The organism is Flavobacterium inviolabile, from assembly GCF_013389455.1.
GTDB classification, from domain to species: Bacteria; Bacteroidota; Bacteroidia; order Flavobacteriales; family Flavobacteriaceae; genus Flavobacterium; species Flavobacterium inviolabile.
The window spans coordinates 1,127,087-1,139,938 of the sequence record NZ_CP058278.1; the positions used below are offsets into that span (position 1 = coordinate 1,127,087).

General features: G+C 39.0%; 11 protein-coding genes. 8 read left to right on the forward strand and 3 right to left on the reverse strand.

All coding sequences use genetic code 11. The features are described from left to right. Positions 1-28 precede the first annotated feature (28 nt). Together HW120_RS04985 and HW120_RS04990 are read right to left on the reverse strand one after the other, a co-directional pair. On the reverse strand, positions 29-2,071 hold the full coding sequence (locus tag HW120_RS04985; RefSeq protein WP_177731434.1) for a M16 family metallopeptidase: 2,043 nt from the start codon (positions 2,069-2,071) through the stop codon (positions 29-31). 13 nt (positions 2,072-2,084) lie between these two features. Then, positions 2,085-3,410: a M16 family metallopeptidase gene (locus HW120_RS04990; RefSeq protein ID WP_177731436.1), complete on the reverse strand. Its 1,326-nt coding sequence runs from the start codon at positions 3,408-3,410 to the stop codon at positions 2,085-2,087. Between the two features lie 202 nt (positions 3,411-3,612). On the opposite strand from HW120_RS04990, the gene rplU reads away from it, so the two are divergent. Continuing rightward, positions 3,613-3,975, forward strand: a complete 363-nt coding sequence (gene rplU / locus HW120_RS04995; RefSeq protein WP_177731438.1) for a 50S ribosomal protein L21 — start codon at positions 3,613-3,615, stop codon at positions 3,973-3,975. 23 nt (positions 3,976-3,998) lie between these two features. Then, positions 3,999-4,259, forward strand: coding sequence for a 50S ribosomal protein L27 (gene rpmA / locus HW120_RS05000; protein WP_136403778.1), 261 nt, complete (start codon positions 3,999-4,001; stop codon positions 4,257-4,259). 138 nt (positions 4,260-4,397) lie between these two features. Here rpmA and ahcY read toward each other — a convergent pair whose 3' ends face one another. Beyond that, positions 4,398-5,714 carry an adenosylhomocysteinase gene (gene ahcY, locus HW120_RS05005; RefSeq protein ID WP_177731440.1) on the reverse strand — a complete coding sequence of 439 codons (1,317 nt, stop codon included), beginning with the start codon at positions 5,712-5,714 and terminating at the stop codon, positions 4,398-4,400. Positions 5,715-5,878: 164 nt separating this feature from the next. Here ahcY and HW120_RS05010 point away from each other — a divergent pair, with 164 nt between their 5' ends. The 6 genes from HW120_RS05010 to HW120_RS05035 all read left to right on the forward strand — a co-directional run bounded on the left by HW120_RS05010 (position 5,879) and on the right by HW120_RS05035 (position 12,826). After that, a complete protein-coding gene (locus tag HW120_RS05010) occupies positions 5,879-6,520 on the forward strand; it encodes a 4'-phosphopantetheinyl transferase family protein (RefSeq protein ID WP_177731442.1) in 642 nt (213 codons plus the stop codon). Position 6,521: 1 nt separating this feature from the next. After that, positions 6,522-7,247 (forward strand): geranylgeranylglyceryl/heptaprenylglyceryl phosphate synthase, encoded by a 726-nt coding sequence (locus HW120_RS05015; RefSeq protein WP_177731444.1) that lies wholly within the window; start codon positions 6,522-6,524, stop codon positions 7,245-7,247. Beyond that, complete coding sequence (gene pnuC, locus HW120_RS05020; RefSeq protein ID WP_177731447.1) at positions 7,244-7,867, forward strand: nicotinamide riboside transporter PnuC; 624 nt, start codon at positions 7,244-7,246, stop codon at positions 7,865-7,867. Before HW120_RS05015 ends, pnuC begins: the two co-directional genes overlap by 4 nt. Next, positions 7,828-9,915, forward strand: coding sequence for a DUF4301 family protein (locus tag HW120_RS05025; protein ID WP_177731450.1), 2,088 nt, complete (start codon positions 7,828-7,830; stop codon positions 9,913-9,915). The genes pnuC and HW120_RS05025 overlap by 40 nt, the downstream gene beginning before the upstream one ends. Then, a complete protein-coding gene (arfB, locus tag HW120_RS05030) occupies positions 9,915-10,319 on the forward strand; it encodes an alternative ribosome rescue aminoacyl-tRNA hydrolase ArfB (RefSeq protein ID WP_177731453.1) in 405 nt (134 codons plus the stop codon). The genes HW120_RS05025 and arfB overlap by 1 nt, the downstream gene beginning before the upstream one ends. Before the next feature lie 302 nt (positions 10,320-10,621). Further along, positions 10,622-12,826 (forward strand): TonB-dependent receptor, encoded by a 2,205-nt coding sequence (locus HW120_RS05035; protein WP_177731456.1) that lies wholly within the window; start codon positions 10,622-10,624, stop codon positions 12,824-12,826. Positions 12,827-12,852 lie beyond the last annotated feature (26 nt).

The following is a 12,852-nucleotide window of genomic DNA, read 5'->3' on the forward strand; positions in this document are numbered from 1 at the left end:
GTCTTTTTTATGATATTGTATTTTGTGATTATTGGAAATCAGCTGGTGTTACACCTTCGTTGATTTTTACATCAGAAGTTGTAAAGTCTAAATCCATTCCAACGTTCATTACCATTTTGTAAGGAACTTTAATTCCTTTTACATCTTTGTAATCTCCGTAAGTAATCATTTGTGTCATTTTCTGACCAGCTCTTTCAAGTGTTTTTGCTTCCGCTACTTTTAAACCGGTTTTTACATCATAGTATAAGGTACTTTTTCCGTTTTCGATAGCATAAGCATCTTTACCGTTAATGCTTTCGATAGCTTTGATTTTTAAATCTGCTTTTTTCGCTAAAGCCAATTCCGGGAATGCAGCAGCACTTTCTTTTTTCTCTTTGAATTCTTCTGCAGTGAAATCTTTTCGCTGACCTTGTTGAATAGCATAAGCCGCTTTGTCGTTTACAACTTGTTTGGACATTGTCATTCCGGCAACTTTCATTTCAAACAATGACTTGTTGTCTGAAGTGTGTTTGGAAGTCATTTCCAAAGCTTGTCCCTGGATTGTAGCTGTAGCTGTAGTAGCGATAGACTTAATGCCGGCAACGGCTTTTTCACCACCAATAGCTTTGATATAGTTGTCAAATACTGTTTTTGCAGTAACACCGGCAGGAATTGGTTTGTTTACCACTGGTTTTTCTGTAGCATTACCGAATTTGTCAAAATAGAAAATAGGAATTTTTAAAGACTCTAATCCTGACAATACATCTGCAGCTTTACCGACAACCACAACTCTGGTGTTGTCTGATAAAAAGAATTTGTTAGCGGCATTTTTAATATCTTCCGGAGTAACGGCATTAATGTTTTTAATGTAGTTCTCGTAGAAATCTTCCGGTAAGTTTTGAGTTGCAGTGTTTAAAGCATAACGGGCAATTGTAGCCGGTTTTTCAATTTGCATTACAAAGTTTCCGATGTATTTTGCTTTTGCATTTTTTAAATCTTCAGCAGAAACAAGGTCTGTTTTGATTCTTTTTAATTCGTTGAAGAACTCTACTACAGCACTGTCGGTAACTGCATTTCTAACAGAAGCAGAAGAACGGAATTTCGTAACGTATTTTCCGGATCCGATAGAAGAATAAGCACCATAAGTCCATCCGTGTTTTTCACGAAGGTTTAAGAACAATCTTCCTTCACCACCACCACCAAGGATCTGGTTGGCTAAAAGAGAAGCGAAATATTCTTTATCCGTCATTTTGATGTTAACCGTATTTACTAAAGCAATTTCCGACTGTACCGCGTTTGGCATGTCTACAAAATTGATTTGAGTGTATTGTACGTTTTTTGGATCGGAATAAACCAACTGCGGTGCAATCGCTTTTTTCCATGAACCAAAAAGTTTTTCAACCATTTTCTTGGTATCTTTTGTGTTCACATCACCAATAATTACCAGATAAGCATTACCCGGAACAAAATATGTGTTGTAGTTTAAAACCACATCGTTTAACGTTACTTTGTTGATCGTTTCTTCGCTTAAATATTCTCCGCTTGGATGTGTTTTTCCGAAAGCCAGAACGTTTTCAACACGTCCGGCAACAGCCGTAACACTTTTTTCCTGCGATTTTATTCCTTCCAGTAATTTTGCTTTTTCCTTGTCGAATTCTTCCTGAGTGAAAACAGGGTTTAAAGCACCATCAGCCATTAATTCCAGGATTTTTCCGGAATATTTAGACAATCCGCTGGCAGAAGCTCCGCCGGAAGAGAAGTTGATGTTTGCGCCTAAGAAATCGATTTCTTCGTTAAAAGCGTCTTTAGATATTTTTCGGGTCCCTTTACCAATCATGCTGCTGGTTAAATCGGCTACACCTTTTTTGTCACCTTCCGCATACGGAGGGTTGTCCAGTGTTAAGGAATAAGTAACTCTCGGTAGTTTATGGTTTTCTACTACCATTACTTTTAAACCATTCTTTAAAGTGAAGGTTTCCGGTTTTTTAACATTGATTGTTGGAGCCGGTCCCGGTTTTGGTTGAGGTCTGTCTTGTGCTTGCATAGTAATCGTTAAAAACAAGCTCGCTGCTATATATATTATTTTCTTCATGATTATTGGCTGCTTAGTTTTGTGCTTTATCTTTTGCTGGAACATAATCTAAAATCAAACGTTGGTTTGGATTTAAATACTTTTTAGCAACATCTCTGATTTCTTCACGGGTGATGGAACGGTAAATGTCGATTTCAGTATTTACTAAGTTTACATCGCCATAAAGTAAGTAGAAAGAAGCCAGGTTCTCTGCAACACCTTCTAAGTTTGAATTGCTGTTTACGTATTGGTTTTCAAACTTGTTTTGTAATTTCTGAAAATCTTTTTCAGAAATCAATTCCGTTTGAAGCTTAACGATTTCCTCGTCCATACCTTTAATTAATTCAGCAGGAGTTGTCGGGCTTTGTGGTAATCCGTAGATAAAATACACACCATAATCTTCCTGGCTGTAGTTGAAAGCACCAATTTGAAGCGCCATTTTCTTATCGTCAACTAACTTTTTGTATAATCTTGAACTTTTTCCGTCAGAAAGAATAGAAGAAATCATGTCCAGTACTCTGGCGTCATGTGTTTTCATAGATGGTGTTCTGTAAGCCGTAACAGCCATTGGGATCTGGATGTTCGGATCCTGGTATGTTGCGTGGATTGTTTGTGTTATCGGAGTCTCTTCAATTTTCTGACGCGTGATAGGCGTGCCTTTTTGAATTGGTCCGAAATAGTTCTGGATCCATTGTTTTGCCTGAGCGCTATCGAAATCTCCGGCTACAACCAGAACCGCATTGTTAGGAATGTAGAACTTTTTGTTGAAAGCCTGGAATTCCTGAAGTGTTGCAGCATCTAAATGCTCCATAGAACCGATAGGTGCCCAACGGTAAGGGTGTTTTGTAAAGATGTTTTTCTTAACCTCAGTGAATAAGTTTCCGTAAGGCTGGTTGTCAACACGCAATCTTTTTTCTTCTTTAACAACTTCGTTCTGAGTGTCAACACCAATTTGATTGATTACCGGATGCATTAGTCTTTCCGATTCCATCCATAAGGCTAACTCCAGGTTGTTAGAAGGGAAAACCTCGTAGTAATACGTTCTGTCGTCAGAAGTATTGGCATTATTGTTACCGCCATTAGCCGTTACAATTTTAAACCATTCTCCTCTTGCGATATTTTTAGTACCTTCAAATAAAAGGTGTTCAAAAAAGTGTGCAAAACCAGTTCTGTCCGGGTTTTCGTCTTTTGCACCAACGTGATACATTACCGAAGTAACCACTACCGGAGCGGAAGGGTCTTTGTGTAAAATCACATGCAGTCCGTTGTCTAAATTGTATTCTTCAAACGCTACTTTCTGCGCCGAAGCTACGCCGCCAAGCATCAGAAGGGAACTCAAAGCCATCAAAGATTTTTTCATAAAAATTAATAATTTATTTTGGATATTCGTATAGGTGTGCAATTTCGGCAAATTGTTACATTTAAAAGTGATGATTTCCCGTAATTTTGAGAATTAAGTTACTTTCCTGTTGCGGGATTGTGAAATTTGTGCATATAGGGTTGTATCATAAAGAATTAGTTGTATATTTGCACTCTTAAAAAATTAATTAAACATTATTGTTATGTACGCAATCGTAGAGATAGCAGGGCAACAATTCAAAGTAAGCAAAGACCAAAAGGTTTATGTTCACCGTTTAGCATCTGAAGAAGGAGCAAAAGTTACTTTTGACAAAGTTCTTTTATTGGATGACAAAGGGAATGTAACTTTAGGCGCCCCAGCTGTAGAAGGTGCTTCAGTAGAAGCTAAAGTGTTACAACACTTAAAAGGTGATAAAGTAATCGTTTTCAAAAAGAAAAGAAGAAAAGGTTACAAAAAGAAAAACGGTCACAGACAATCTTTAACTCAAATTGTAATCGAGGGAATCGTTGCAGGTGGAGCTCCAAAGAAAAAAGCGACTAAAAAAGCGGAAGCTACAGAAGAATAATTAACATTAAAAACTAATACGTCATGGCTCACAAGAAAGGTGTCGGTAGTTCCAAGAATGGTAGAGAATCAGAATCGAAACGTTTAGGTGTTAAGATTTTTGGTGGTCAAGCTGCAATTGCTGGAAACATTATCGTAAGACAAAGAGGTTCTAAGCACAATCCAGGTGAAAACGTTTACATGGGTAAAGATCATACTTTACATGCAAAAGTTGATGGAGTTGTGAAATTTCAGAAAAAAGGAGATAACAAATCTTTCGTTTCTGTAATTCCATTCGAAGCATAAGAATTTATATCTTACAAGAGAAAATATTAAAAAGCCCGTTTCTAAGAAACGGGCTTTTTTTATGCGGAATATTGAGAAACAGGTAAATAAAAACCCCTTACAAGCTGTAAGGGGTTTTGTTTATTATAACGATACGGCTTAGTATCTGTAGTATTCCGGTTTGAATGGACCTTGTACCTCAACACCAATATAAGCTGCCTGCTCTGTATTTAATGTTTCTAACTCAACACCTAATTTTGCAAGGTGTAAAGCGGCTACTTTTTCATCCAGGTGTTTTGGTAACATATAAACCTGGTTTTCATATTTATCGCTGTGGTTCCATAACTCAATTTGTGCCAACGTCTGGTTGGTGAAAGAGTTACTCATCACGAAACTTGGGTGACCTGTAGCACAGCCTAAGTTTACTAAACGACCTTCGGCAAGGATAATGATATCCACTCCGTTAATGGTGTATTTGTCAACCTGAGGTTTGATTTCGATTTTAGAAGCACCGTGGTTTTTGTTTAACCATGCCATGTCGATTTCATTGTCAAAGTGACCAATGTTACAAACGATAGTTTTATCTTTCATTTGCTCGAAATGTCTTCCCACAACGATATCTTTATTTCCTGTAGTCGTGATGATGATATCAGCATTTCCTACTACAGTGTCTAATTTTTTAACTTCATACCCGTCCATAGCAGCTTGTAAAGCACAGATCGGGTCAATTTCCGTTACGGTAACAATAGAACCTGCTCCACGGAAAGAAGCGGCAGTTCCTTTTCCAACATCACCATATCCGCAAACAACAACTCTTTTTCCGGCTAACATTAAGTCTGTTGCACGACGAATCGCATCTACAGCACTTTCTTTACATCCGTATTTGTTGTCAAATTTAGATTTTGTAACAGAATCGTTTACGTTAATAGCCGGCATTGGTAACGTTCCGTTTTTAACTCTTTCGTATAAACGGTGAACTCCGGTTGTAGTCTCTTCCGATAAACCTTTGATTCCAGGGATTAATTCCGGGTAACGGTCAATAACCATATTCGTTAAATCACCACCGTCATCTAAAATCATGTTTAAAGGCTGTCTGTCTTCTCCGAAGAATAAAGTCTGCTCAATACACCAGTCAAAATCCTCTTCGTTTAATCCTTTCCAGGCATAAACCTGAATACCTGCTGCTGCAATTGCTGCTGCTGCCTGATCCTGAGTGGAGAAAATATTACAAGAACTCCAGGTAACTTCAGCTCCTAAAGCAATTAAAGTTTCAATTAAAACGGCAGTCTGGATAGTCATGTGAAGACAACCTGCGATACGAGCACCTTTAAGAGGCTGCTCCTCTTTATATTCAGCACGAAGAGCCATTAATCCCGGCATCTCTGCTTCTGCTAATTCAATTTCTTTTCTTCCCCAGGCTGCAAGGGAAATATCTTTTACTTTGTAAGCCACGAAAGGCAATGTTTTTGTGCTCATCTACTCTATATTTGTATTTACAAAAAATTTAGTGCAAATTTACGGAATTACTTTTTAAAATATATAGGATTGATTGATAATTAGCATTTGTTTAAAGATGCTAAAGTGTTAACTTTCAGAAAAATAAATTAACAAGTTGTAAACTTAAAATCAAATACGCTCTGATGCCGCTGTATAAAACGATAGAAATAGATAGTAATACAAAGGTTCTGGTATGGAAAATTACCGAAACTTTGGAAGAACTGTTCCGGAACAAACCTTTAAAAGATTCCAGTCTGACCCGGGTGGAAGGGATGAAATCCGAGCAGCATCAAAGAGGATTTTTAAGTGTGCGGAACCTGTTGGAAGCATTGGGGTATGACGATTTTGATTTGTATTATGATGAATTTGGAAAACCGCATTTAAAAGACGGTAAACATATTTCGATAACTCATTCCTATAGTTTTGCGGCAATAATTGTGGGTTATGACAATGTGGGCATCGATATGGAACTGCGCAGGGATAAAATAAGTAAAATAGCCGATAAATTTATGGATACGGAATTCTCGTTTTTAGATAAAGCAGCAGATGACTATATCCGTAAACTAACCGTTATATGGGGCGCGAAAGAAGCAAAATACAAAATGTGTAACTCGAAAAGCCTTAGTTTTAAAGATAATATGACCGTACATCCTTTTCAGTTAACAGATAAAAAAGGACTGGCTACCGTTCGAAAAGAAGATTTTAAAAAAGATTTCCAGTTTTACTTTGAAGAAATTGAAGATTTTACGCTGGTTTATGCTTTAGAACAAGATAAAAGAAAATAGCATGAACAAAATTTACGCCGAAATAGTTGCAGCAAAAAGAGAAGGCAGAAAACTACTGGCAATTTTACTGGATCCGGATAAGATACAATTAGCACATTTAGCGGATCTCATTACAAAAATTAAAAACGCACCGGCGACCCATATTTTTATCGGAGGAAGCCTGCTTTTTTCAGACACGCAGGAGGAGATCATCCGGGAACTGAAAGCAGTATTAACTGTTCCGGTTTTGCTTTTTCCAAGCAATGCTTCCCATATTACCAATTTAGCCGACGGGATTTTATTCCTGTCGCTGCTCTCCGGCCGCAACCCGGAGTATTTGATCGGGCAGCATGTACAGGCAGCTCCTTTGCTAAAACAAACACAGTTGGAAGTAATGGCAACCGGCTATTTGCTGGTGGAAAGCGGCAGGCAAACCACCGTTTCCTACATGAGCGGTACAACACCTATTCCTAAAGATAAACCCGAAATTGCTGTGGCAACGGCTATGGCGGGAGAAATGCTGGGGAATAAGCTCATTTACCTGGAAGCGGGAAGCGGCGCCGAAAATCATGTGCCGTTAGCCATGGTAAAAGACGTTTCAGATAATATTGATATTCCGCTGATTGTGGGCGGTGGTATCCGTTCGCAAAAAACAATGGAAGCCCTCTATCAGGCAGGTGCCACCATGCTGGTTATCGGGACGGCTTTTGAAAAAGATACTAACTTTTTTAGGGAAGCACAAGTATGATCGAATTTTTTCTGAACGCCTATAAGAACGCACCGCTACTGCAGATCATTCTGGAATTTCTGGCATTTGTATTTGGAATCGCCAGCGTATGGTATGCTAAAAAAGAAAACATTCTGGTCTATCCTACAGGATTAATAGCAACGACAATCACGGTTTATCTGCTTTTTCAGGCAGGCTATTTAGGGGACATGATCATCAATATTTATTTCTCGATCATGAGTGTTTACGGCTGGTACAACTGGTCAAGAAAGCGGAATGAAGAAGATAGTCTGCTTATCTCCAGGACAAGCCTTCGGGAAAAAATTATCGGTATGGCATTGTTTTTAACGACAATTGTTATAATTTTCGCGATCTATAATGCCGTGGATTACGAAATTAAGCACGAAAATTATATCGATATATTGGCATCAGGACTGTTTTTTACAGGAATGTGGTATATGGCCAATAAAAAAATAGAAAACTGGACGCTTTGGATAATAGGCGACATAATTGCAGTGCCTCTTTATGCCTATAGAGGTTTGGGGATGTTGTCGCTACAATATTTAATATTTACAATTTTGGCAATCTCTGCCTATTTAGAATGGAGAAAGATCTTAAACAACGATATTCAGAAACGATAAAGATAACCATGTACGGTCCTGAAAGTACCGGTAAAACAACCTTGTCAAAACAGCTGGCTGCACATTTCAATACGATTTGGATACCGGAGTTTGCCCGTGATTATCTGCAGGAAAAATGGGATTTAAAAAAAGAGATCTGCGATGCCAACGACATGCTTCCTATTGCCGTTGGACAGATAAAACTGGAAAATGAAGCTGTTTTATTGGCTAATAAACTCCTGTTTTGTGACACCAACTTAATGGTGACCAAAGTGTTTTCTGAAATTTACTACGGATTTTGTGATGAGGCTTTAGACGAAGCCGCACGCGAACACGAATACAACCTTTTCTTTCTGACGGATGTAGATGTGCCCTGGGAAAAAGATGACTTAAGAGACCGGCCGGAAAACAGAAAAGAAACGTTTGAACGCTTTAAAAAAGCCTTGGACGAAAACAATAAACCCTATATAGTGCTTTCCGGAAACCAGAAAGCGCGTTTCGAAAAAGCGGTAAAAGCCGTTAACGGACTAATCACTGCCAGATCCATTGGATTCACGGCTGCTGATTTTGTGCAAATGTGGGAACAGGGAACTAATATCGACAGCATTGCGAGACAATTGGGTTTCTTTAATGAAGGGATTGCAAAAATTAACCTCGCAAAAATTGCAACGGTAAACGATGGTATCACAGCTTTTAAAGAAGAGCAGATCCAGCAGTTGGTGGACTACTTTGATGCCAGTAAAGCCGCATTTTCAATTGAGAAATTCGTTCCGGCATCCGGGGCTGCCAGCAGGATGTTTAAATTTCTGGTAGATTTCCTGAACGAATTCAAACTGCATAAAGAAAGCATCAATGCCTATATAAACAGAAAAAAAGAGGCGGAGCTATCAGTGTTTCTGGTAGGAATTGAGAAATTTCCTTTTTATGAAAGTGTGCTGTATGAAGTGAGAAGGATACACAAAGGCTATGATGATTTTACACAGGATGAAAAGTATTACCATTTTATTGCGGCAATGCTGGCTACGGAAAAATTTGACTTCCTGAATAAACCAAAAGGAATCCTGCCGTTTCATCAGGAAGGAGATTTTATTACTACTCCTATCGATAAACATTTAAAAGAAGCACTGGTATATACTAATGTGGACGGGAAACCGAAAATCCATTTCACGGTATCGGAAGAACATAAAGACAGTTTTGAACAATCTGTTTCACAAAGCAACGTGAATGCTGCGGTGTTCTATTCTTTTCAGGATAAATCGACCGACACCTTAGCGGTAGCGATGGATAATACTCCGTTTAGACTGGATAATGACCGTTTGTTCTTTCGTCCCGGCGGACATGGTGCGCTGATACAGAACCTGAACCGGCTAACGAGTGATATTGTCTTTGTAAAAAACATTGACAATGTTTGTTACAACCATTTTGAAGGAATTGTACGTTATAAAAAACTACTGGGCGGACTTTTGATGCAACTGCAAAAAGAAACGTTCGGATATCTTCATGCTCTGGAAAGCTCGGTAAACGAGGAAGGCCTGCAAAAAATAATAGATTTTGCAACCAGTCAGCTGAATATCGTATTGCCGAAGAATTTTTCAAAATACACTTTTGAAAATCAGAAAAACTTATTGTTTCAGTTGTTAAACAGACCTGTCCGGGTTTGCGGGATGGTAAAAAACGAAGGCGAACCGGGCGGAGGACCGTTTTGGGTTACCGGTGAAGAAGGTGGCCTGTCCTTGCAGATTGTCGAATCGTCACAAATTGATCTGCAAAATAAAAAGCAGTGGCAAATCCTGAATAGTGCAACACATTTTAACCCGGTGGATTTGGTGTGCGGACTTAAAAACTACAAAGGAGAAAAGTTTGAACTGGAAAATTTTGTAGACCATAATGCAGGCTTTATCGTTCAGAAAACAAAAGGCTGTCACGATATTAAGGCCTACGAACTACCCGGATTATGGAATGGTGCTATGGCAAACTGGATTACCGTTTTTGTTGAAGTGCCGCTTTTAACCTTCAATCCGGTAAAAAATATTAACGACCTGCTAAAACCGGCACATCAGCCCAGATAATGGAAAAAGAAAAGCTAATTGCCGAGTTGCGTTATAAGGCTGTGAGAAGCAGTGGTGCCGGAGGACAGAATGTAAACAAGGTTTCTTCGAAAATCCAGCTCACGTTTGATGTTTCCAATTCGTCAGCACTTACCGATGAGGAGAAAAGTAAAGTGCTGGAAAAACTGGCAGCCCGGCTGACGAAAGAAGGGGTTTTGTTACTGAATTGTGATGAAAACCGGAGCCAGTTTAAAAATAAAGAAATAGTTATCAGGCGCTTTCTGTCACTCATTCAGGAATCGTTATGGGTTGATAAAGAACGGAAAGCAACTAAAATTCCGCATTCGGTAATTAAAAAGCGTATTCAGAGCAAACGGAATTTATCCCAGAAAAAAGACTTCCGCAAAAAACCGAAATTGGACTAACTTTCGGTGCTGATTTGTGTAAAATGTAATAATGCTAAGGAATTACAGGTGATTATTGCGTTTTTATTGGTATTATTTGATTTTGTGTGTTTTCTTTTTATACTTTTGCGCTGTCTCAAAGGGGTGCTTATATCCGGTTTTTCCGGACAATCGAGCTGAGATCATACCCAATGAACCTGGAACAGGTAATGCTGTTTAGGGAGAAATGACAAACGGAATGAGGCAATTGTTCCGCGTCATTGAAACATCATTTTAATTTAAAACAAAGAATAATTACCCCTTTTATTCGTAAACTTTTACGAATGAAAACGTTATTACAATCAGTCGTTATTGCATTTTGCCTGCAGCCTTTTGTGCTTTTCTCGCAGGAAAAAACAACTCAGGACACCGTTAAACCCAAACAGATGGATGAGGTTTTGGTGTCGGCAGTGCGGGTTACTTCCAAAACACCGGTTACCTTCAGTAATCTTGGTAAAAAACAATTATCAGAACGAAACTTAGGTCAGGACATACCGGTGCTGATGAATTACCTGCCATCGGTAGTGACCACAACCGATGCCGGGAACGGAGTAGGCTATACCGGAATCAGGGTGCGTGGTAGCGATGCCACCCGTGTGAATGTTACCATCAACGGAATTCCGTATAATGATTCCGAATCACAGGGGACTTTCTGGGTAAACATGCCCGATTTTGTATCGTCTGTAGAAAGCCTTCAGCTGCAAAGAGGTGTCGGAACGTCTACAAACGGAGCCGGTGCTTTCGGAGCAAGTTTAAACATGTTAACCGATACGTATTCCGAAAAAGGATACGGTGAAATTGCCAACTCTTTCGGAAGCTTTAACACGCGAAAACATACTGTTAAATTCAGTACCGGTTTGATGGATAATAAATTCGAAATAGCCGGACGTTTGTCAAAGATCAATTCTGACGGATATATTGACAGGGCTTCTTCCAACCTGGAATCCTATTTTTTACAGGGAACTTATGTAGGGAAATCAACATTGATAAAAGCTCTGGTTTTCGGCGGTTCCGAAAAAACATACCAGTCATGGAACGGACTGGACGGTATGGAGCTGAAAGACCTGGGTCTGGATGAGCACATGCTGGATAACAATCCGAAATTCAATATTTCCGGTTTGTATTTTGATGAAAACGGCAATGTGAAATTTTACGATAATCAAACGGATAATTTCAGACAGGATCATTATCAGCTGCACTGGAATGAAAAATGGACCGATAACTGGTCTACCAATGTGGCACTGCATTATACCAAAGGAAAAGGATATTATGAAAGCTATAAAAGAGGTGGGAAGTTCAGTGAATTCGGACTGACGCCTTTTGAAGAAAACGGGGTTACAATAAAAAAATCCGATTTGATCAACCAGAAATGGCTGGATAATGACTTTTACGGAGTGACGTTTTCGACAAACTACAAAAAAGACAAACTGGACCTGATTTTGGGTGGTGGTGCGAATAAATATGAAGGCGCGCATTTTGGTAAACTGCTTTGGGTAAAAGAAAAAGCGGTCTATAACTATGAGCAGCTTTTCTATGATGATTTTGCGACCAAAACAGATGTGAATGTGTTTGCAAAAGCAACCTATGATATTACCAGTCAGTTAAGCCTGTTCGGGGATTTGCAATACCGTACGGTAAATTACAAAGCCAATGCTGTAAAAACGGGACTTGTTGACGATACGTTTAAATTTTTCAATCCAAAAGGAGGATTGAACTATGCGATAAACAAACAGAACAACCTGTATTTCTCGTATGCAAAAGCAAGCCGTGAACCAAACAGAAACGATTATGAAGGAAATGTTCCGAAACCGGAAAAAATGGACGATTACGAGTTGGGATGGCGGCATGCTTCGGCTGTAGCCAGACTGAATGTTAATGCCTATTATATGAAATACAAGGACCAGTTAGTGTTAACCGGTGCATTAAACGATGTGGGAGAATCAAAGCGTATCAATGTGGATAACAGCTATCGTTTAGGACTTGAAGTAGATGCCAGTATTTTTGTTTCCGACAAATGGGTATTGAGACAAAATGTTACGGTGAGCCAGAATAAAATTGTCGACTTTGTAGCCGGTAAAGATGGGGAAATGCACAATTTCGGAAAAACGAATATCGCTTTTTCACCCGATTTTATTGCCGGTAATGCGGTAACGTTCTTACCGTTGAAAAACCTGCAGCTGACTTTGTTGTCAAAATTTGTAGGGAACCAGTATATGGGTAATATCGATTCGGAGAAATCTGTTTTGAAAGCCTATTCGGTTTCCGATTTTAATATTGTCTATGAAATTAAACCGAAACGAATTTTTAAATCCATCGTGATTTCCGGTTTGGTGAACAATATCTTTAATACCAAATACCAGTCCAACGGATTCTTCTATACTTATGATGATGACTGGTCCAGTCCGGATACAGTTACCACCATTGAAGGAACGGGATATTATCCGCAGGCAAGAATTAATTTTATGGCCGGCCTAACGCTGAAGTTCTAAAAAAAAATCCTGATGACAACATCAGG